We start from the raw sequence: 21,070 nt of genomic DNA, 5'->3' as shown, positions 1-21,070 counted from the left end.
ATCTGCCCAGCAAGCAGTGCGGTAATCAAAATTATTGCCACAGCAATATTCGCTGTAGCCGCCGTTTTGTGTTTCTCTTCTTGCGTCATATGCCCAGTGAGAGAGACAAATATTGGCATAATCCCCACGGGGTTCACAGCGGCTACAAGGCCTAAGAAAAACTGCAGGAAAATGGCTAACTCAAAGGTTTGCATGGCATTTATCTCTAATGGATCATTTCGATGAAATATTACGTGGCTAATGTAAGCGAAAGCAAAGGATAGCACGAATGAAAAAAACTAAAGCGATTAGGGTTTTATTGCTGAGAAAAACTAATTCAATGAAGAAAACGTTTTACAATTGTTTTTCTAATGTATGTGAGTGGTGTTGTTTTTTGCTCAACTGTTAACATCTGCACATTTTTAATAAAATTAGTGCTCCTAGCTGGTGGTAAAAGTGAGAGTCGATATACTCTCAGTAGCACGTAAAATGAGGTGTGTTCATTCATCTATCGCTCAAAAATGAAACTTTTTTACAGATTGTTGTAGTTTTTATAGTTTTCGTTGTTTAAGTAAATGTTTTTTATTCATTTAATTATCTATATGTTTTTTGTTTGTTTTCAGTATCTTGTGGGCGATTTTGTAGGGTGGTTACCCCTAATTGGGTAATTAGTTTTTGAGAACTGATCTGAGTCAATTTTTTTCACACTCTGAAATATTATACTCAGTCCTGAAAGCAATTTACTAAGTCTGTCATTGTTTAAGCTGTTGAGAAAAAACAAAAACACAAAGCTGCAAACTTAATAAAGAGTTTTTAACATTTTTCTATTTTTAGGAGATCCATTATGCCTGTAACTAATTTAGCTGAACTTGATGCTCTAGTAGCGCGCGTTAAAGCGGCTCAAGCAGAATTCTCTACTTACTCTCAAGAGCAAGTAGATAAAATTTTCCGCGCAGCATCATTAGCAGCTAACCAAGCTCGTATCCCTCTAGCGCAACAAGCGGTAGCGGAATCAGGCATGGGTATTGTTGAGGATAAAGTAATCAAGAACCACTTTGCGTCTGAGTTCATCTACAACAAATACAAAGACGAAAAAACGTGTGGCATTCTTGAAGAAGATAAAAACCTAGGCACGATGACTATCGCTGAGCCTGTAGGCATCATCTGCGGTATCGTTCCAACCACTAACCCTACTTCTACTGCAATCTTCAAATCTCTCATCTCTTTGAAGACTCGTAACGGTATCATCTTCTCGCCACACCCACGTGCGAAAAATTCAACTAACGATGCAGCTAAACTCGTGTTAGATGCCGCAGTTGCAGCTGGCGCGCCAAAAGATATCATCGGCTGGATTGATCAACCTTCAGTTGAGCTATCTAACGCGCTAATGAAGCACGAAGGTATTGCACTTATCCTTGCAACAGGTGGTCCTGGCATGGTGAAAGCGGCTTACTCGTCAGGTAAACCAGCAATCGGTGTAGGTGCAGGTAACGTTCCAGTTGTAATCGACGAAACGGCAGACATCAAACGTGCAGTTGCTTCTGTTCTTATGTCTAAAACATTCGATAACGGTGTGGTATGTGCTTCTGAGCAAGCGGTTATCGTTATGGACGAAGTGTATGACGAAGTAAAAGAACGTTTCGCGAGCCATAAAGCGCATGTTTTAAGTAAAGCAGACGCAGACAAAGTACGTAAGGTACTGCTTATCGATGGCGCACTAAACGCGAAAATCGTAGGCCAACCAGCAACAGCCATCGCTGAAATGGCGGGCGTTAAAGTTCCAGCAGATACTAAAATCCTTGTCGGTGAAGGTATTGGCGAAGTTTCTTATGACGATGAATTTGCACATGAAAAACTTTCTCCAACACTTGGCATGTTCCGCGCGACTTCTTTCGAGAACGCGGTAGAACAAGCCGTAAGAATGGTAGAAATCGGCGGTATCGGCCACACTTCTGGTCTATACACTAACCAAGACGTTAATGCAGACCGTATCCGTTACTTTGGTGACAAAATGAAGACGGCGCGTATTCTTGTAAACATCCCAACCACTCATGGTGGTATCGGTGACCTTTACAACTTTAACGTTGCACCATCTCTAACGCTAGGTTGTGGTTCTTGGGGTGGTAACTCGATTTCTGAGAACGTAGGTCCTAAGCACCTAATCAACAAGAAAACTGTTGCGAAGCGAGCTGAAAACATGTTGTGGCATAAACTACCTAAGTCAATTTACTTCCGTCGTGGTAGCCTTCCAATCGCTATGAGCGATCTTGAAGGCAAAAAACGCGCATTCCTAGTTACTGACCGTTTCCTATTCAACAACGGTTATGCAGACGACGTAGTGACTCTGCTGAAGTCAAACGGTATGGAAGTTCAAACATTCTTTGATGTAGAAGCTGATCCAACTCTATCTGTCGTAGAGAAAGGCGCTGAAGCAATGAAGAGTTTCCAACCAGACGTGATTCTAGCACTTGGTGGTGGTTCACCAATGGATGCGGCGAAGATCATGTGGGTTATGTATGAGCACCCAGAAACTCACTTTGAAGAGCTTGCAATGCGCTTTATGGATATCCGTAAACGTATCTACAAGTTCCCTAAAATGGGTCAAAAAGCAGAATTGGTTTGTATCACGACTACTTCAGGTACAGGTTCAGAAGTCACACCATTTGCCGTTGTAACAGACGACAAAACAGGTGCTAAATACCCACTAGCGGATTATGAGCTAACACCTAACATGGCTATCGTTGATGCGAACCTTGTGATGAATATGCCTAAGTCTCTAACGGCATTTGGTGGTTACGATGCTGTGACTCACGCTCTTGAAGCCTATGTATCTGTTCTTGCGAACGAATACTCTGATGGTCAAGCCCTACAAGCACTTAAGATGCTGAAAGAGTACCTACCATCAAGCTACAAAAATGGCGCAGCAGACCCAATTGCTCGTGAAAAAGTGCACAATGCAGCGACTATCGCAGGTATTGCTTTTGCTAACGCGTTCTTAGGTGTATGTCACTCTATGGCGCACAAGATCGGTGCTGAGTTCCACATCCCGCACGGCCTTGCTAACGCATTGCTTATCTCTAACGTTGTGCGCTATAACGCGAATGATAACCCAACCAAACAAACTGCGTTCTCTCAATACGACCGTCCACAAGCACGCCGTCGTTACGCTGAAGTGGCTGACCACTTAGGCTTGAGCCAAGCGGGCGACCGTACTGCTCAGAAGATTGAACGTCTACTGACTTGGTTGGAAGAGCTGAAGAAAGATCTCGACATCCCGCTATCTATCCAAGCGGCTGGCGTGAATGAAGCGGATTTCCTCGCAAAAGTTGACGTGCTATCAGTTGAAGCGTTTGATGACCAATGTACTGGTGCAAACCCACGCTACCCACTGATTTCTGAGCTAAAAGAAGTACTTCTTGCGGCTTACTATGGTACAGCGTTTGTTGAAGGTGAAACTTTCGAAGGCACTACCGTTATCAAGAAGAAAGATGACCAAAAACCAGCAAAGAAAAAGTAAGCTGAGTTATTGAGAGATTTTCGCTAGCACGAAACAATCTCTATCGGGAAAAGATAAAGCCTCACCGTCTGGTGAGGCTTTTTTTGTATCGAGTAACTTCATCATCAAAGCGTGGATGGGTATCTATCCCCACATGACTAAGATAGCGGCAATTGCGACTAGAACAAGCCCCAGCCCATCTTTAATTTTCACCGATTGTTTTAGCCAAAAAATAGAAATTAACATCGTAAAAAAGATCTCAATTTGGCCTAAAGTTTTTACATAAGGCACGGTTTGAAGAGACATTGCACTGAACCAACCAATAGAACCAAGACAGCTACTTGTGCTGGTTAATAGCGTTAGCTTAGGTCTTACCCATAACTGTTTTAATGAGTTGTTGTCGGTCACCATTAGGTAAATTAGCAGTAATAAAGTCTGCAGTGAAATGACCAACAATAATACCCAAGCAGAACTGTGTGGAAAGGGTAAGCCAAGCGCTAAACTGGCTTCACGTACCCACAATGAAGTGAGCGCAAAGGCACTACCACAACTTAATCCCAGTAAAACAGTTGGCATTGAAAGCTGCTTAATATTGCCGTGCGTGCTCATCAAAAATACACCAATGCCACCAACGATGACGCCAATCCAGCCCAAGCCTGTCAAATGAGTCCCAAAAAAAATCATTCCTAAAATAGCGGCAACTAAGGCTTCGCTTTTGGCTAGCCCAGCACCTACAGCATAGTTATTTAATTTAAACAGCTTAACCATGAGCGCAGTCGCGACGATTTGCATCAATGACGCGCCGATAATGAAAGCGATAAAGGTCAATGACAATGTAGGTAATTTCGCGGGTATGAAATGATACAAAGTGATGAGATAGAGAGCCGCGATAGGGCCAGCCCAAAGAAAGCGGGCAAGGGTAACACCAGTAGTACTGACCTCAGTTGCTAAGCGACTTTGGAATGCATTGCGCCAAGATTGCATGAATGCGGCCAGAAGGGTGAATAAGATCCAAGTCATGGAAGTCCATTTTGAGTGACAAGAAAGAGGCAATGCTATGAGATGCAGAGATATTGAGCAAGCGGAATATAAAAAGGGCTGCGAATGCAGCCCTTTAATGGTATTTAAACTCGGTTCAGAGATTAATACTGTGGTTTAGTCATTGCCGCACCAGCTTGACTTTGCGCTGACTGGCTGCCTGCTGCACGAGTTGCAATTCGTTCAGCATGGAAAGGTGCTGATACGATTTCAATCTCTTTGAGCAACAAAGAGCCTGAGGCTTTGGTCATCGGAGAGAATGCATGCGCTTTGATTGTTTTGGGTAATACGGCTTCAGGTGCCTTAGTTACTGCTTCAACCTTCAATGCTGGTACTTTCTCTGTCGTGGCTTTTTCTTCGACAACGAGCTCAATAGCGGTAGTCTTTTCAATAACAACTTCTGCGATCACTGGCTCTGAAATAACGGCTTCTACAGTGACCGATTCTGTGACTGAAACCGATTCTGTTACCACTGTCGATGGTACTTGAGGTTCAATAGCGTCCTGTAAAGAGACTGTAACAGGTTCTTCAACGACGCTCTGGTTCTCTTCGTGGCGAATAATGACCTTACCCATTGCCATTTCAGGGAAAGCAAAACCACCTAACGTTATCTCAGTATTGTTATCTACGACATCTGCCACTTGTTGAACAGGTTCAACCGCTGCGACTTGCTCTGTTACTGGTGCTTGATACACAGGTTTAGAGAGGTCATAGCGAGGCATCACTTTACCCATTGCCATCTCAGGAGAGGCAACCCCACCTTTGCGTAAACGGAATGGGTTAGGGCGACGATCACGACCACGGCGTCGACGTTGACCACTGGCTCGTAAATGACGAGGGGAGCGGCGATTGCGACGTTGATTTTGATCGTCATTCTCATTGTCGTCGTTTGGTGTAACGACCGATGTCTCAACAGATTGTACTGTTTCAGCTTTTACGGCTTCAATAACCTCTGCTGCCGGAGTTGTATTGATCAACATTTCAGCTTCTGGTTGTTCTTGAGCGATTGTCTGATCTTTTACACGAACTTGTTTGTTTAACTTACGGCGTTGACGGCGTTCTTTGACTTTTGCCGTTTTCTCTTCCGTTTTATCTTCATTCGCTGTCAAGGTAACGGCTTGCGCTTCAGCCGCAAGTTGTAGCCCTTGCTCCGCTAACTTTTCAGATTTGCTGTCATCACGCTTGTTGCGGCGCTCTTGTTTTGGCTTGCGAGCTTGTGTCTTACGAGGCTCGTTGGTAGCAACAATTTCTTTGTCTTGTGTTTCTTCAACAAGAGCAGAGGTATTGACAGGTTTACGTTTGTTTCTGTCACGGTTTGCGTTGTCGCGATTAACATTTTCACCGCGTCCGTTACGACGACGTTGGTCATTTCGATCACGACGCTGGCGTGGTGCTTGGCTACGTTCGTTTTCTTGTTTTTGTTGCTCTTCCTCAGTTTTCACCTCTTCCGTGGTGGTTGAGAAGATGCTACCAAGAGCTTTAACGATGCGGCCAAATAGACCTGGTTTGCCTGGTTCAACAGCGATCTCTTTGACTGGAACCGCTACTTCTGCTTTAGGTGTTGGAGCTGGAATAGTTTGTGCTGGAGCAGCAAACCCTTTCAACGCTGGTTCTTCAATGCGTTTTGGTTTGAAATCGATATCTGAGCTTTCTTTACCTTCTGCTTCTTTCAGTGCTTCTAGTTTCATTGGCACTAAGTAAGAGAGTATTTCTTGCTCTTCCCCTTCACGGACACGGATCACTTCAAAATGAGGCGTTTCCATTTCAGAGTTAGGGACAATGGTGATCTCGACTTCTTGAATGCGTTCAATATGATTGATTGAGCGACGTTTTTCATTGAGTAGATAAGATGCAATAGGAACGGGAACCACCGCCATAACTTGAGCGGTATTATCTTTTAGTGCTTCTTCTTCAATGAGACGTAAAACAGAGAGCGCAAGAGATTCATTATCACGAACCACTCCGGTACCAGAGCAGCGTGGGCAGATATGGTGACTTGCTTCGGCAAGTGATGGGCTCAAGCGCTGACGCGACATTTCTAACAAGCCAAAACGTGAAATTCGGCCAATTTGTACGCGAGCACGATCTAGGCGTACGGCATCGCGTAAACGGTTTTCTACTTCACGTTGGTGACGAACAGGAGTCATATCGATGAAATCGATAACCACTAATCCGCCCAAATCGCGCAGACGTAATTGGCGAGCAATTTCATCGGCTGCTTCTAAGTTGGTGTTAAGCGCCGTCTCTTCAATATCGCCGCCTTTTGTTGCACGAGCAGAGTTGATATCAATTGAGGTCAATGCTTCGGTTGGGTCGATAACAATAGAGCCACCAGAAGGCAAACGCACTTCACGCTGGAAAGCCGATTCGATTTGGCTTTCAATTTGGTAATGGCTAAATAGGGGTACTTCACCGTCGTATTTTTTTACACGACTCACGAAATCAGGACGCACCAAACGAATGTGCTCAAGGGCACGTTCATAAATTGTGTTGCTATCAATTAGAATTTCACCAATGTCACGACGCAGATAATCACGAATTGCGCGTACAATGACGTTGCTCTCTTGGTGAATAAGTAGCGGTGCAGGACGCAAATCGGAAGCCTGTTTGATTGCGCTCCAGTGATTGAGCAAAACGTTTAAGTCCCACTCTAGCTCTTCCGCACTTTTGCCCACACCTGCAGTGCGAACGATAAGGCCCATGCCTTGAGGAAGCTCTAAACTGCTCAATGCGGTTTTTAATTCGGTACGCTCATCGCCTTCGATACGGCGTGAAATACCACCGGCACGAGGATTGTTTGGCATAAGAACTAGGTAGCTACCAGCAAGAGAAATGAAAGTGGTCAACGCAGCGCCTTTGCTGCCTCGCTCTTCCTTTTCAACTTGGACAATAACTTCTTGGCCTTCTTTAAGCGCTTCTTTGATGTTTGGACGGCCTTGGTAAGTGTAGCCATCAGGGAAATATTCGCGGGCAATTTCTTTGAGAGGAAGGAAACCGTGACGTTCAGCGCCGTAATCAACAAATGCAGCTTCTAAACTCGGTTCAACACGGGTGATACGTCCTTTATAGATGTTCGCCTTTTTAGATTCATGCCCTGGACTTTCGATGTCTAGATCAAAAAGTCGTTGGCCATCAACCAGCGCGACACGCAACTCTTCTTTTTGAGTTGCGTTAATTAGCATTCTTTTCATTTAAAAATCTCGTTATCTTTCTTTAGTTTTGATTATTGGACTTGTTGCTGGGTTTCGTTTTCACGGTGCCAGATCCCATGACTAAAAGGTGCAGCCTCCCGGCTGGAGGGGATGCTCTAGGGCACTTCAGTTATCGCACGCACACGATTGCCTGCGATCCGCGTATTGGCGGAAAATACTCAACATGAAATGACGATGAGTAGAGCAACAAGATAGCTTCGCTCAATAGTGTCTTACGCCATGTGCAGCACATTGACGCTTAGCAGTCTACTCACTATTTTGCTCAAAAATGGACGGTAAAGAATAAAAAATCACCGAATCATTCATTGCAGCTGTGAACTATAGCAGTGACAGGTAAACACAGCAATCTGCTTTGTTATGAACAGGTCAAAAAAATGAGAATAGGTCTAAAAGTTAGATGGCTAATTTAATGTTTATCAAAGAGTTTTAGCTGTTAAAGTAAGAATTGTAATGGGTAATATTTAATTTTATCCACAGTCACATTTCAATTGGTGTAATTCTCGCCAATTTGCCATTAAACAGCAGATGAAAATATTCTTTTTTGTGGCGAAGAAAATGTGAATTTAAACAATTTACAGTGGTACAATGGCGCCCATGAGTGAAATTAGAACCCAAGTCCAGCTCATCGATATCGATGAAGATATGGCTGGTCAACGCATTGACAATTTTTTGCGTAACCAATTAAAAAACGTTCCCAAAAGTATGGTTTACCGAATCCTGCGCAAAGGAGAGGTTCGTGTAAATAAAAAACGCATCAAAGCAGAATATAAGTTATCGGCTGGTGATGTGGTGAGAATACCACCAGTGACTCTCGAACAGTCGGATCAAGAGAGCAACACACCCAATACCAAATTGAGTAAAGTCGCCGAGCTAGAACACTGCATTATTTTTGAGGATGAGCACTTACTTATTCTGAATAAACCTTCCGGTACGGCTGTTCATGGTGGGAGTGGTTTGAAATTTGGCGCAATTGAAGCGCTGCGGGCATTGCGCCCAGAAGCTCGCTTTTTGGAATTGGTGCACCGTATCGATCGCGATACCTCGGGCATTTTATTAGTGGCTAAAAAGCGCTCCGCACTGCGCCATCTCCAAGCCCAGTTTAGAGAAAAAACGATTCAAAAATATTACTTTGCTTTAGTTATGGGGCAATGGAAAAGCGGCTGTAAAGTCGTGAATGCGCCACTATTGAAAAATGAAGTGAACAGCATTGTGCGAGTCAATCCAAACGGTAAAGCATCGGAAACGCGCTTTAAGATCCTTGAACAGTTTGCACAAGCAACTTTGGTGCAAGCCAGTCCGATCACTGGCCGTACTCATCAGATCCGCGTTCATACTCAGTATACAGGGCACCCGATTGCGTGGGATGATCGTTATGGTGACCGCCGTTTTGACGCATATACCGCACAGTTTGGCATTGACCGATTATTCTTACACGCGGCCAATATTCGTTTTATTCACCCTTCGACAGAGGCGTTAATGGACATTAATGCACCACTCGATACTCAACTAGAGCAAGCATTAGTCAAATTGAGAAACGCTTAAGGCCAGCTTTCATTCGTTAACGAGTAGCAACATAGTAGAAACATAAAGTAATGGTCGAAGTCATGGTATAAAAGTGAGCGCAGATCAAGGCGCTCACTGTTAATCATTATCCTAAAACGGTAATGCCTTGAGACTCAAGCATTGAGACTAGCTTAATTAATGGTAACCCAACCAAACTATTAGGGTCATCACCTTCTAAACGTTCAAAAAGTGCAATGCCTAGGCCCTCACACATAAAGCTGCCTGCGCACTGTAGTGGTTGTTCTTTTGCCACGTAAGCCGTCACCATCTCGGTAGATAAAGAGCGAAAATGAACCGTGAAGGGTTCTACGGTGACCGTGCATTGGCGGGAGACGGAGTTGTAAACCGCAAGCCCAGTATAAAAAGTGATGGCTTTTCCACTTTGTCTGAGTAACTGCTTAATGGCTTGTTCTTGAGTATGAGGTTTGCCAATAATCTCACCGTCAATCACGCAAACTTGATCAGAACCGATGACTAAACTGGGTTGGTTTGGATGGCAAGATCTTGCTTTCGTTTCCGCTAAACGAGTCACCAGATCTTGTGCGGGCTCACCAGGTAACGGAGTTTCGTCGCAATTAGGCGAGCAGGTAACAAAAGGTAAATCCAGCTTTTTAAGTAATTGCTGCCGAAACGGCGAAGTAGATGCTAAAACTAGTTGGTAATTTTGCATTTTGATTTAGAATTGCTGCGAATTTTACCGCAGCATATATCAATCAGACATGCTGTACATAATTCTCTCAGTGGAAAGGGGAAAAAACGAACTTTTTTGCCTTTTTCTTTGACTAAAACCGATTTGGAAGATAATATTCGCGCCTATGCAAAAGGTAAAAATACCGCGATCGATTGATCCGGCTAAAGCAGCTCAAAAACGACTTGATTGTGATGGTATCATCCAACTCAGTCTTTTTAAGCGTTTAGAAGAATCAGTCGCAGGCGTTAAACGCGACGCACAAGTCTCATTGTCATTTGGGCTTGATGAACAGCGACTAGTTGTTATCTCTGGTAAAGCTAACATCTCTGTCGATTTAGAGTGTCAACGCTGTAACAAAGTTTTCGCACATGAGTGCGAAGTCCAATTCAAGTATACTCCTTACTTGGGGAGTAAAACGGATGAAGACGCACCGGAAGAGTACGATTTGGTAGATCCGAATGAGTACGGTGAGATCGACCTTGTACAATTAGTTGAAGACGAGTTCATCATTAATTTGCCACAAGTAGCAATGCACGATAGAGCGGAATGTAGCGTTAATTCAGACAATTTAGTATTTGGTGAACTTCCAGAAGAACTAGCGGAAGAAAAGCCGAATCCATTTGATGTTTTAAAAAACTTAAAACGATAATTCGTTATAGGTTAAGACAAAGGAGTAGGGTCAATGGCCGTACAAAAGAGCAAAAAATCACGCGCACGTCGTGGCATGCGTCGTTCACATGATGCGCTAACTACATCTGCACTATCTGTAGATGCGACTTCAGGTGAAACTCACCTACGTCACAACATGACTGCTGACGGTTATTACCGTGGCAAAAAGGTTATCAGCAAGTAAGGTTGACCTTTGCAATATTTAACCGTTGCACTTGATGCAATGGGCGGGGATTTCGGTCCTCGCGTAACAGTGCCTGCCGCCGTGCAGGCACTGTCGCATTTCCCAGAGCTCAAAGTGATCCTCGTTGGTGATCAAGTTTTGATCACACATCAATTATCTCAATTAGGTTATGAACTTAATACTCGCTTGAGTATTTTGCACAGTGACCGCGTTATTTCTAACTCCGAAAAACCTTCTCTGGCCTTACGCAATAGTGCTGGAAGTTCAATGGGCATAGCAATTGACCTAGTTTCTGATAGCCGTGCTGATGCTTGTGTCAGTGGTGGTAATACAGGTGCGCTCATGGCGTTATCTCGTTTTCGTCTGAAATTGCTGCCCGGCATTGATCGTCCTGCATTAGTTTCAGCGTTGCCGACGGCTTCAGGTCAACGCACTTGGATGCTGGATTTGGGTGCGAATGTATCAAGTGATGCAGATTCTCTGTTTCAATTTGCTGTCATGGGGAGTGCGCTGGCCGAACAGCATTTAGGTCGTTCTGCAAAAGTTGCCATCCTTAATATTGGTGCGGAAGAGATTAAAGGGAATGATTTAGTGAAGCGTTGCGCTGAAATGCTGAATCAAACTCAGGCCGTCAACTATATCGGCTATATCGAAGGTAATCAGTTGTTGGATGATGTCGCTGATGTGATTGTTTGCGATGGTTTCGTCGGTAATGTTTGCCTGAAAGCATGTGAAGGCACAGCACAACTCTTTATTGATAAGTTAAAAAGCCAACTTTTGGGCTCATCCATAAAGGGTTGGATTGCACGAAAACTGTTTTCTTCATTATTTACTGAACTAAAAACATTGAACCCCGACCAGTATAACGGCGCAAGTTTGTTAGGATTGCGCGGCATTGTCATAAAAAGTCATGGAAGTGCTGATGTACTCGCCGTCGTGAATGCGATTTCCGAAGCGGTACACGAGGTCAAACGACAAGTCCCCAGCCGTATAAGCGATCGTTTGGAAGCGGTTTTACTCGAGAGGCATTATTAGTCTTCATGTATAGCAAAATTTTAGGTACTGGCAGCTACTTGCCATCTCAGGTGCGTACCAACGCAGATTTAGAGAAAATGGTAGAGACAAGCGATGAGTGGATTATTGCCCGTACTGGTATTCGTGAGCGCCGCATTTGCGCGGAGAATGAAACCGTTGCGGATATGGCTTTCTATGCAGCGCAAAATGCCATTCAAATGGCCGGCATTGATAAAAACGATATTGATCTGATTATTGTTGCAACAACCAGTAGTAGCCATGCATTTCCTTCGGCGGCATGTCAGGTGCAAGGTAAGCTTGGTATCAAAGGATGTCCTGCTTTTGATTTAGCGGCTGCCTGTTCAGGCTTTGTCTATGGATTATCGATTGCAGATCAACACATCAAATCGGGTATGTGTAAAAACATTCTTGTCATTGGTGCTGATGCCTTGTCTAAAACCTGCGATCCAACAGACCGCTCGACAATCATTTTATTTGGTGATGGCGCAGGCGCCGTCATTATTGGTGCAAGTGAAGAGCCAGGAATTTTGTCGACTCATATCTATTCTGATGGTGAGTTTGGCGAGCTCTTGAGTTTACCTGTTCCAGAGCGTGGTGGTGATGCTGATAAATGGCTCTATATGGCGGGTAATGAAGTCTTTAAAGTGGCTGTGACGCAACTCTCTAAGCTTGTTAAAGATACGCTTGCTGCCAATAACATGCACAAATCAGAATTAGATTGGTTAGTGCCTCATCAAGCTAACTATCGCATTATTTCCGCGACCGCGAAAAAACTATCGATGTCACTTGACCAAGTTGTCATAACGCTTGATCGCCATGGTAATACGTCTGCTGCTACCGTCCCAACCGCGCTCGATGAAGCCGTGCGAGATGGTCGAATTCAACGTGGTCAAACGTTATTGCTTGAAGCCTTCGGTGGTGGTTTTACTTGGGGCTCGGCACTCGTTAAGTTTTAAGCGGATAGATTTTTATTTTAAGGGGTTGGTTCAACCTCTTGTTTTTACTTAAGGAAACAAACAATGAGCAAGTTTGCTATCGTATTTCCAGGTCAAGGCTCGCAATCAGTTGGTATGCTTGCGGAACTTGGTCAGCAGTATGATGTCATTCAACAGACATTTGCCGAAGCTTCTGAAGTGCTGGGTTATGATTTATGGGCATTGGTACAAAATGGCCCAGTAGAAGATCTTAACCAAACCTCTCGTACTCAACCGGCATTACTCGCTTCTTCTGTTGCCCTTTGGCGGTTATGGCAAAGCCTAGGTTTAGAGCAGCCAGCCTTGCTTGCTGGCCATAGCTTGGGTGAGTATTCCGCACTGGTGTGTGCAGGTGTAGTTGACTTTAAGCAAGCCATCAAATTAGTAGAGCTGCGTGGTCAGTTAATGCAAGAAGCCGTTCCGGAAGGTGTAGGTGCGATGTCGGCTATTATCGGTCTTGATGATGAGCTGATAGCAAAAGCGTGTGAAGAAGCTGCTCAAGGTGAAGTGGTTTCACCAGTTAACTTTAACTCGCCAGGCCAAGTTGTCATCGCAGGCAACAAAGATGCGGTTGAACGTGCAGGTCAGTTATGCAAAGAGGCCGGAGCAAAGCGCGCGCTGCCATTGCCAGTTTCTGTTCCTTCTCACTGTGCTTTAATGAAGCCAGCAGCAGACAAGTTAGCGGTTGCATTACAATCGATTGAATTTAATGCACCACAAATTCCGGTTATCAACAATGTGGATGTAATAGCAGAAATTGATCCGGCCAAAATTAAAGATGCGTTAGTTCGTCAACTATACAGCCCTGTTCGTTGGACAGAATGTGTGCAGTTGATGAATGAGCAAGGCATAGAAAAGCTGCTTGAAGTTGGCCCAGGCAAAGTTTTGACAGGCCTGACTAAGCGCATTATTAAATCGCTTGAATCAGCAGTAGTGAATGACATTGCTTCACTTGATGCCGTTAAGTAATCAAAGGAAAGAATAGATGATGAACCTAGAAGGTAAAATTGCTCTCGTGACTGGCGCAAGCCGTGGTATTGGCCGAGCGATCGCTGAATTATTAGTTGAACGCGGTGCAACAGTGATCGGCACGGCTACTAGCGAAAGCGGTGCAGCGGCAATCAGTGAATATCTTGGTAATAATGGTAAAGGCCTAGCGCTGAACGTGACGGATGTGGAATCTATCGCAGCGACGCTGAAAACCATCAATGACGAGTTTGGCGTGATCGATATTCTTGTGAATAACGCCGGGATTACTCGTGATAATCTCTTAATGCGCATGAAAGATGCTGAATGGTCAGATATTATTGATACCAATTTAACATCTATCTTCCGCTTATCGAAAGCGGTGCTACGTGGCATGATGAAAAAGCGCAATGGTCGCATCATCAATGTGGGCTCTGTGGTCGGTACTATGGGTAACGCTGGTCAAACCAACTACGCAGCGGCAAAAGCGGGCGTAATTGGCTTTACTAAGTCTATGGCTCGCGAAGTTGCATCTCGTGGTGTGACGGTTAACACAGTTGCGCCAGGTTTTATCGAAACAGATATGACAAAAGCGCTGAATGATGACCAACGTACTGCTACACTAGCCCAAGTGCCAGCTGGCCGCTTAGGCGATCCACGCGAAATTGCGTCGGCAGTGGTATTTTTAGCTTCTCCAGAGGCTGCCTACATTACGGGTGAAACTTTGCACGTAAATGGCGGGATGTACATGGTATAAGTTGGTTTTTGAACGTTATTGATGAAATAAAGGCTTTGCTATTGTCAACAACGTGTAAAACTTGCTAACTATATGCGCAACATTTGTGCATGATTTAAGTCAAAAATGGTCTTAATTTCGGTTAAAATCGGTAAAATTGTGGTTTGACCAGCAATGACCCACTTGCAACTTTCCCTAGTTAGAATAAACTACGGAACCATCGCATTAGGCGAAATCTGTAAAGGAAAAGAAAACATGAGCAACATCGAAGAACGCGTAAAGAAAATCATTGTTGAACAGCTAGGTGTAGACGAAGCAGAAGTAAAGAATGAAGCTTCTTTCGTAGAAGATCTAGGTGCTGATTCTCTAGATACAGTTGAGCTAGTAATGGCTCTAGAAGAAGAATTCGATACTGAAATTCCAGATGAAGAAGCTGAGAAGATCACTACTGTTCAAGCTGCAATCGACTACGTAAACAGCGCTCAGTAATATCTCTCCCCAGGCGGCCCTCTGGCCGCCTGAGTTTTTCTAACTCTTCTATACCTCTCATAGAACTTTTCAACTCCGGAGAATATGATCGTGTCCAAGCGTCGTGTCGTTGTCACTGGCATGGGTATGTTGTCACCGGTAGGCAACACTGTAGAATCTTCTTGGAAAGCCCTGCTAGCTGGTCAAAGCGGTATCGTTAATATCGAACATTTTGATACCACCAATTTTTCAACTCGTTTTGCAGGTCTAGTCAAAGACTTTAACTGCGAAGAGTATATGTCTAAAAAAGATGCCCGTAAGATGGATCTCTTTATCCAGTACGGTATTGCGGCGGGTATCCAAGCACTTAATGATTCTGGTATCACAGTAACTCCAGAAAATGCCCCAAGAATCGGTGTTGCTATCGGCTCTGGTATTGGTGGTCTTGACTTGATTGAAACTGGCCATCATGCCTTGGTAGAAAAAGGCCCACGTAAAGTGAGCCCGTTCTTTGTACCCTCAACGATTGTCAACATGGTTTCAGGCAACTTGTCTATCATGCGTGGTCTTCGTGGTCCAAATATCGCTATTTCTACCGCATGCACAACAGGTTTACATAACATTGGCCATGCGGCACGTATGATTGCATACGGTGATGCCGATGCGATGGTGGCGGGTGGTGCAGAAAAAGCATCGACACCACTTGGCATGGCGGGTTTTGGCGCAGCAAAAGCATTGTCTACGCGTAATGATGAACCGCAAAAAGCGTCTCGTCCTTGGGACAAGGGCCGTGATGGCTTTGTTCTAGGCGATGGTGCGGGCGTTATGGTTCTTGAAGAATATGAACATGCTAAAGCACGCGGTGCGAAGATTTATGCTGAGTTAGTTGGCTTTGGTATGTCTGGTGATGCTTATCACATGACTTCACCAAGCGAAGACGGTTCAGGCGGTGCGTTAGCGATGGAAGCCGCGATGCGTGATGCGGGCGTAACAGGTACTCAAATCGGTTACGTCAACGCGCATGGTACTTCGACTCCAGCTGGTGATGTTGCGGAAATTAAAGGTGTTAAGCGCGCTTTAGGTGAAGAAGGTTCGAAACAAGTTCTTGTCTCTTCTACTAAATCGATGACTGGTCATTTGCTAGGCGCGGCTGGTTCTGTTGAAGCCATTATCACCGTTATGTCATTAGTTGACCAAATTGTTCCACCAACCATTAACCTTGATGATCCAGAAGAAGGTTTAGGCATTGATCTTGTTCCACACACTGCCCGCAAAGTGGAAGGTATGGAATATGCTATCTGTAACTCTTTTGGTTTTGGTGGTACAAACGGCTCGTTGATTTTCAAAAAAATCTAATGATTGTGGTTGTGACACTTGAGTTTGAACGGCTTGATGCTTAGCATTGAGCCGTTTCTTTTTGTGGGGTAAGCACGATGTTTTGGGTAAATGGACAACCTAGTGACACTCTATCTCTTACTGATCGCTCTTTTCAGTATGGGGATGGTTGCTTTACAACGATTCTCGTTTGCGCTGGTGAGCTTCAATATTGGGATATGCACGTCGAACGCATGGAATCTTGTTTGCGGTGTTTAGCTATTCCCGCCCCTGATTGGCGGCAAGTTGAACATTGGCTCTCAACGATCGTTCCTAGTACCGCAAAATCCGGTGTGAAAATTCATATTAGCCGCGGACAAGGTGGTCGGGGTTATAGCCCTGCTAACGTTGGCGATTCTCAAGTCACTATCAGTACCTTTGAGTATCCAGCCCATTATGGTCAGTGGATAGCCGATGGTATCGAGCTTGGTGTATGCCAACAGCGGATGGGACTCTCGCCATTATTGGCGGGTCACAAACATAACAATCGACTAGAACAAGTTTTATTGAAGTCAGAGATGGATGCAAAAGGGTACGCTGACGGCATCGCGCTAGACATCAATGAGCATGTCATAGAAACTACGGTTGCAAATATTTTTTGGGTGTCAGGGGATAGGTTATGTACGCCAAGCTTAGACAATGCAGGCGTAGCTGGGGTTATTCGCCGTGTATTATTGGCGGCGGCTACCGATCTCAAGGTTGAGGTGAGAGCATTCTCATTAGAAGAGTTATTGTCGGCAGATGAAGTGTTTATTACTAACTCCTTATTAGGCGTTGCGCCTGTCACGGCAATTGCAAATACGATTTTCCCTATTGGTAAAATAACACGCTATTTTCAGGAGCGTTTTAACTCGTGATTAATCGAATTCTCGTTGTATTACTGCTGATCATTATCGCCGTTGGAGCTGGATATTTCTACATTGAGCGACAGGTAGATGCTTATTTAGAACAGCCTCTATCGCTTCCTTCATCGCAAGTTGTGACCATAAAATCAGGTACGAGCCTCAATGGCGTATTAACGCTATTGAATGAGAAAAAATGGATAACGGATTTTTCGATGTACAAGTTAGTGCGACGTCTGCATCCTGAAATAACCAAAATTAAGGCGGGAACTTACCAAGTACAACCCGGAGATCTATTGATCGATCTCTTAAGGGACGTGATATCCGGTAAAGAGCATCAGTTCTCTATTACCTTTGTCGAAGGGAGCCGCTTTAATGAGTGGCGAGCTCTGCTTGCACAAACTGAAGGCGTGACAAACACGATAGCTGATTTGGCAGAAGCCGACATTGCCCAAAAATTAGGCATTGAGCAGCAAAAGCTTGAAGGACTGTTTCTGGCGGAGACTTATCATTTCCCTTTTGGAACGACCGATTTTGAGATCCTAAAAAGGGCCAATAGACGTCTTGAGAAAATACTCGATCAACATTGGGCCAATCGCCAGCCAAATCTGCCAATTAAAACGCCTTATGAAGCGTTGATTTTGGCGTCAATTATTGAAAAGGAAACGGCTATTGCTTCAGAGCGAGGGCGCATTGCCTCCGTTTTTGTCAATCGACTTAATAAACGGATGCGGCTACAGACTGATCCTACGGTCATTTACGGGCTTGGCGATGCCTACGATGGCAATCTTCGTAAAAAAGACTTAAGAACACCGACGCCATTTAATACTTATACTATTTTTGGTTTACCTCCTACGCCTATTGCGATGGCGGGGGAAGCTTCAATCAAAGCGGCATTAAACCCAGAGCAGAGCAATTATTTGTATTTTGTTGCCAGTGGCTCTGGTGGACACGTTTTTTCTAAAACATTGAATGAACATAATCGCGCTGTTCGCGCTTATTTAAAACAGTTAAGAACCCAGTCATGAATGCTAAATTTATTGTTGTAGAAGGTTTAGAAGGCGCAGGAAAAAGCACTGCTATTCAATCCATTAGAGAAACACTTATTGAGTTCGGCGTGACAAATATCACTCATACTCGTGAGCCGGGTGGAACTGTTTTAGCAGAAAAAATGCGCGCCTTAGTCAAAGAAGAGCATGAAGGTGAAGTGCTTCAGGATATGACTGAGCTGTTATTAATGTACGCCGCTCGTGTTCAATTGGTTGAAAATGTGATTAAGCCTGCACTTGCGGCTGGTTCGTGGGTGGTTGGTGATCGCCATGATATGTCCTCTCAAGCCTACCAAGGTGGTGGGAGGCAAATTCCGCTAGAAACGATGCAAAACCTTAAAAAGGTAACGCTAGGTGATTTTAAGCCAGATTTTACTCTCTATTTGGACCTAGATCCGAGCATCGGTTTAGAAAGAGCCAGAGGTCGAGGTGAGCTTGATCGTATCGAAAAAATGGATATTGGTTTTTTTGAGCGCACGCGTGAACGTTACCTTGCCCTAGCTAAGGAAGATAAAAGCGTGGCTGTGATTAATGCTGAACAAACAATAGAAGCGGTGGCATTCTCTATCAAAGCAGCGTTAACCCAGTTTCTAGAAACCAATATGCTAGAGAGAAACTAGGGCTAAACATTGAGTAACAAATTAATGATAAATGATCTGTATCCTTGGTTAGCAGGCTATTGGCTTCAGTGGCAAACCAGCCTCAATAACCAGCAGTTCCCTGCGGCGAGCTTACTCGTTTCTCCCTCAGGGCTGGGCGCTGAACGGCTCATTGAGAAGTTGAGTGCAGCAGTGATGTGTTCGCATAGCCATTCAGAAGCGTGTGGGTTTTGTCATAGCTGCGAATTGATGAAGTCTGGTAGTCACCCTGATTTTCATCTGATCTCGCCTGAAAAAGAGGGGAAGGCGATTACCGTTGATCAAATTAGGCAATGCAATAAGTTGGCTCAAGAATCGGCGCAGCTTTCTGGTGCTCGCTTTATCGTTATTAATCCCGCCGATGCCATGAATGAATCAGCAGCGAATGCACTGCTCAAAACGTTAGAAGCTCCGGGGCGCAATTGTTTTTTCTTACTTGTCGCCTCTCGTATCAACCCATTACTCCCAACCATTATCAGTCGCTGTCAAAAAACGGTGCTTACACCACCGAGCAGTGAACAAGTCTCGCATTGGTTAAGTGAACAGACATTGCAACCTGTCCCTCCTTATGCGGCGCATTTAAATGGTTATTCACCACTAAATACGTTGGCGTTTATTCAATCGGGAGAGTTAGCAAAATATCAGGCTTTTGAGCAAAATATTGCTCATTGCTTAACCAATGCCTGTGCCGATATTTCCGCTTGTGTGAAGCAGATTAATGAGGCGCCTACCCAATATTTGGCTTGGCTGTGGACCATGTTGACCGATACGCAAAAGGTACAATTTGGCGTGGTTGAACAGCAGCAGCTTCCTATTAGCCTTCGATTAGCAAAACAGATCAGCTACCCAGTACTTTATCGCCAAACCAAGGCATTAACTCGTTTAATGGAAGAACTAAAGACGTTTAGTGGGCTCAATAGCGAGCTACTGATCAGCGATTGGCTATTTAACTTTAATGATGAGAAAACATGTTTGTAGATTCGCACTGCCACTTAGATAAACTTGATTACGATACGCTCCATATCGATGTTGCTGATGTAGTAGAAAAAGCTCGTCAAGCCAATGTTAAGCAATTGCTTTCTGTTGGCGTAACGCTGGATTCTTTTGAACCAATGTTAGAGCTTATTCAGCCCTTTGATAATGTTCATGCTTCTTGTGGTGTTCATCCACTTGACGTTGAAAGTCATTTTGAATTGACCCGCTTCCATCAATACGCGAGTCATCCCAAAGTGGTGGCGATTGGCGAAACGGGGCTAGATTATCACTATCAGCCGGAAACGGCTGAGTTACAGAAGTTACGGTTTTCACAGCACATTGAAACCGCCGTTGCCCTTAACAAACCTTTGATCATTCATACACGGAATGCCCGGGCCGATACTCTTGAAATGCTCCGTGATGGTGGGGCAGAAAGGTGCGGTGGTGTTATCCATTGTTTTACTGAAGATCTTGCCTTTGCACAAGCCGCTATGGAGCTTGGCTTTTATATTTCTATCTCAGGAATTGTCACGTTTAGACAAGCGACAGAATTGAAAGAAGTTGTGAAGGCGCTGCCCTTGGAACGCTTGCTGATTGAAACTGATTCCCCTTATCTTGCACCGGTTCCACACCGTGGTCAGCAAAATCAGCCGGCCTACGTTGTTGAGGTTGCTGCTTATATCGCACAGCTAAAAAATCTGTCATTAAAAGAAATTGAAGAAAAAACGACCGAAAATTACCAAAATCTTTTTTTGCGACGGAAAGTTGAATTGTCGTGAGAAATGCGTGTAAGACGGCGTTTTTTATCAAGTTAGCGTGATAATTAACAACTTATTACCTTGTTTACTTAATCTGTTGAAAAAATAAGCTTGAAAGTTAAAATTGTAATTTTGTTACTAAAAATAACAAGTGCGCTAATTTTATTCACTCTGTGAAATTAATGGTATTGTTAACAATGTCATTATAAAACATGTAGTTATATTAATTGATTGGCAGAGTTTACACCCTCCCGCATTGTGATCGGTCTATTGTTTTGAAACAAAATTTCGTTACTAACTAGAAAGTTTGAGTGGCATCAAGATATATTTAGAGGCGAAAAATATAATGCGATATGTGGTTACATTTTCATTGGGTGCTAACATTTAGGCTACGGGGGTGTGCCGTTAGAACCCAAACAATTC

Annotated in this window: 19 protein-coding genes; 15 read left to right on the top strand and 4 right to left on the bottom strand. The window is 44.2% G+C overall.

The window, feature by feature from the left end:
• Window positions 1-194, bottom strand: a 194-nt coding sequence (locus PL85_RS04690) for a MarC family protein (protein WP_327795943.1), incomplete at its 3' end; no start/stop codon positions are given.
• A gap of 629 nt (window positions 195-823) precedes the next feature.
• Between PL85_RS04690 and adhE the strand changes: the two genes are divergently transcribed.
• A complete protein-coding gene (gene adhE, locus PL85_RS04685) occupies window positions 824-3,496 on the top strand; it encodes a bifunctional acetaldehyde-CoA/alcohol dehydrogenase (protein ID WP_013856398.1) in 2,673 nt (890 codons plus the stop codon).
• A 123-nt stretch (window positions 3,497-3,619) separates the two neighbouring features.
• Here the strand turns inward: adhE and PL85_RS04680 are convergent, their stop codons facing one another.
• Both PL85_RS04680 and rne read right to left on the bottom strand, forming a co-directional pair.
• Window positions 3,620-4,495 (bottom strand): DMT family transporter, encoded by an 876-nt coding sequence (locus tag PL85_RS04680; RefSeq protein ID WP_069211943.1) that lies wholly within the window; start codon window positions 4,493-4,495, stop codon window positions 3,620-3,622.
• 122 nt (window positions 4,496-4,617) lie between these two features.
• The gene (gene rne, locus PL85_RS04675; protein ID WP_081245248.1) at window positions 4,618-7,704 is read right to left on the bottom strand and encodes a ribonuclease E; all 3,087 of its coding nucleotides are present in this window, start codon (window positions 7,702-7,704) and stop codon (window positions 4,618-4,620) included.
• 615 nt (window positions 7,705-8,319) lie between these two features.
• Here rne and rluC point away from each other — a divergent pair.
• On the top strand, window positions 8,320-9,267 hold the full coding sequence (rluC, locus tag PL85_RS04670) for a 23S rRNA pseudouridine(955/2504/2580) synthase RluC (protein WP_088729014.1): 948 nt from the start codon (window positions 8,320-8,322) through the stop codon (window positions 9,265-9,267).
• 106 nt (window positions 9,268-9,373) lie between these two features.
• Here the strand turns inward: rluC and PL85_RS04665 are convergent, their stop codons facing one another.
• Window positions 9,374-9,958: a Maf family protein gene (locus PL85_RS04665; protein ID WP_047687844.1), complete on the bottom strand. Its 585-nt coding sequence runs from the start codon at window positions 9,956-9,958 to the stop codon at window positions 9,374-9,376.
• 145 nt (window positions 9,959-10,103) lie between these two features.
• Here PL85_RS04665 and yceD point away from each other — a divergent pair, with 145 nt between their 5' ends.
• The 13 genes from yceD to PL85_RS04600 all read left to right on the top strand — a co-directional run bounded on the left by yceD (window position 10,104) and on the right by PL85_RS04600 (window position 20,668).
• Entirely contained in the window at window positions 10,104-10,628 is a 525-nt protein-coding gene (yceD, locus tag PL85_RS04660) for a 23S rRNA accumulation protein YceD (protein WP_010319120.1), read from the top strand.
• 33 nt (window positions 10,629-10,661) lie between these two features.
• Window positions 10,662-10,832, top strand: a complete 171-nt coding sequence (gene rpmF, locus PL85_RS04655; protein ID WP_010319119.1) for a 50S ribosomal protein L32 — start codon at window positions 10,662-10,664, stop codon at window positions 10,830-10,832.
• Window positions 10,833-10,841: 9 nt separating this feature from the next.
• A complete protein-coding gene (plsX, locus tag PL85_RS04650; RefSeq protein WP_017042562.1) occupies window positions 10,842-11,867 on the top strand; it encodes a phosphate acyltransferase PlsX in 1,026 nt (341 codons plus the stop codon).
• 5 nt (window positions 11,868-11,872) lie between these two features.
• Window positions 11,873-12,823 carry a beta-ketoacyl-ACP synthase III gene (locus PL85_RS04645; RefSeq protein ID WP_010319117.1) on the top strand — a complete coding sequence of 317 codons (951 nt, stop codon included), beginning with the start codon at window positions 11,873-11,875 and terminating at the stop codon, window positions 12,821-12,823.
• 63 nt (window positions 12,824-12,886) lie between these two features.
• Window positions 12,887-13,810 carry an ACP S-malonyltransferase gene (gene fabD / locus PL85_RS04640; protein WP_115339171.1) on the top strand — a complete coding sequence of 308 codons (924 nt, stop codon included), beginning with the start codon at window positions 12,887-12,889 and terminating at the stop codon, window positions 13,808-13,810.
• A 19-nt stretch (window positions 13,811-13,829) separates the two neighbouring features.
• On the top strand, window positions 13,830-14,564 hold the full coding sequence (fabG, locus tag PL85_RS04635) for a 3-oxoacyl-ACP reductase FabG (protein ID WP_160117745.1): 735 nt from the start codon (window positions 13,830-13,832) through the stop codon (window positions 14,562-14,564).
• Window positions 14,565-14,798: 234 nt separating this feature from the next.
• A complete protein-coding gene (acpP, locus tag PL85_RS04630) occupies window positions 14,799-15,032 on the top strand; it encodes an acyl carrier protein (protein WP_014204679.1) in 234 nt (77 codons plus the stop codon).
• A 90-nt stretch (window positions 15,033-15,122) separates the two neighbouring features.
• Complete coding sequence (gene fabF / locus PL85_RS04625) at window positions 15,123-16,367, top strand: beta-ketoacyl-ACP synthase II (RefSeq protein WP_026028275.1); 1,245 nt, start codon at window positions 15,123-15,125, stop codon at window positions 16,365-16,367.
• A gap of 77 nt (window positions 16,368-16,444) precedes the next feature.
• Window positions 16,445-17,242 (top strand): aminodeoxychorismate lyase, encoded by a 798-nt coding sequence (gene pabC, locus PL85_RS04620; RefSeq protein ID WP_094123822.1) that lies wholly within the window; start codon window positions 16,445-16,447, stop codon window positions 17,240-17,242.
• Window positions 17,239-18,255 carry an endolytic transglycosylase MltG gene (gene mltG, locus PL85_RS04615; RefSeq protein ID WP_115339169.1) on the top strand — a complete coding sequence of 339 codons (1,017 nt, stop codon included), beginning with the start codon at window positions 17,239-17,241 and terminating at the stop codon, window positions 18,253-18,255. Before pabC ends, mltG begins: the two co-directional genes overlap by 4 nt.
• Window positions 18,252-18,896: a dTMP kinase gene (gene tmk, locus PL85_RS04610; protein ID WP_017045261.1), complete on the top strand. Its 645-nt coding sequence runs from the start codon at window positions 18,252-18,254 to the stop codon at window positions 18,894-18,896. The genes mltG and tmk overlap by 4 nt, the downstream gene beginning before the upstream one ends.
• A 9-nt stretch (window positions 18,897-18,905) precedes the next feature.
• Window positions 18,906-19,892, top strand: a complete 987-nt coding sequence (gene holB / locus PL85_RS04605) for a DNA polymerase III subunit delta' (RefSeq protein ID WP_115339168.1) — start codon at window positions 18,906-18,908, stop codon at window positions 19,890-19,892.
• On the top strand, window positions 19,883-20,668 hold the full coding sequence (locus tag PL85_RS04600; protein ID WP_017045263.1) for a TatD family hydrolase: 786 nt from the start codon (window positions 19,883-19,885) through the stop codon (window positions 20,666-20,668). The genes holB and PL85_RS04600 overlap by 10 nt, the downstream gene beginning before the upstream one ends.
• The last annotated feature ends 402 nt before the right edge of the window (window positions 20,669-21,070 follow it).

Source organism: Vibrio anguillarum, from assembly GCF_001989995.2.
Classification (GTDB): domain Bacteria; phylum Pseudomonadota; class Gammaproteobacteria; order Enterobacterales; family Vibrionaceae; genus Vibrio; species Vibrio anguillarum.
Note: the sequence above shows the minus strand (reverse complement) of the source record. Positions and strands in the feature narration are given on the sequence as shown.

Bases quoted from the DNA above. Each gene is read 5' to 3' on its own strand.
- adhE (WP_013856398.1), top strand. From the start codon at position 824: ATGCCTGTAACTAATTTAGCTGAACTTGATGCTCTAGTAGCGCGCGTT.
- PL85_RS04680 (WP_069211943.1), bottom strand. From the start codon at position 4,495: ATGACTTGGATCTTATTCACCCTTCTGGCCGCATTCATGCAATCTTGG.
- rne (WP_081245248.1), bottom strand. From the start codon at position 7,704: ATGAAAAGAATGCTAATTAACGCAACTCAAAAAGAAGAGTTGCGTGTC.
- rluC (WP_088729014.1), top strand. From the start codon at position 8,320: ATGAGTGAAATTAGAACCCAAGTCCAGCTCATCGATATCGATGAAGAT.
- PL85_RS04665 (WP_047687844.1), bottom strand. From the start codon at position 9,958: ATGCAAAATTACCAACTAGTTTTAGCATCTACTTCGCCGTTTCGGCAG.
- yceD (WP_010319120.1), top strand. From the start codon at position 10,104: ATGCAAAAGGTAAAAATACCGCGATCGATTGATCCGGCTAAAGCAGCT.
- rpmF (WP_010319119.1), top strand. From the start codon at position 10,662: ATGGCCGTACAAAAGAGCAAAAAATCACGCGCACGTCGTGGCATGCGT.
- PL85_RS04645 (WP_010319117.1), top strand. From the start codon at position 11,873: ATGTATAGCAAAATTTTAGGTACTGGCAGCTACTTGCCATCTCAGGTG.
- fabD (WP_115339171.1), top strand. From the start codon at position 12,887: ATGAGCAAGTTTGCTATCGTATTTCCAGGTCAAGGCTCGCAATCAGTT.
- fabG (WP_160117745.1), top strand. From the start codon at position 13,830: ATGAACCTAGAAGGTAAAATTGCTCTCGTGACTGGCGCAAGCCGTGGT.
- acpP (WP_014204679.1), top strand. From the start codon at position 14,799: ATGAGCAACATCGAAGAACGCGTAAAGAAAATCATTGTTGAACAGCTA.
- pabC (WP_094123822.1), top strand. From the start codon at position 16,445: ATGTTTTGGGTAAATGGACAACCTAGTGACACTCTATCTCTTACTGAT.
- tmk (WP_017045261.1), top strand. From the start codon at position 18,252: ATGAATGCTAAATTTATTGTTGTAGAAGGTTTAGAAGGCGCAGGAAAA.
- PL85_RS04600 (WP_017045263.1), top strand. From the start codon at position 19,883: ATGTTTGTAGATTCGCACTGCCACTTAGATAAACTTGATTACGATACG.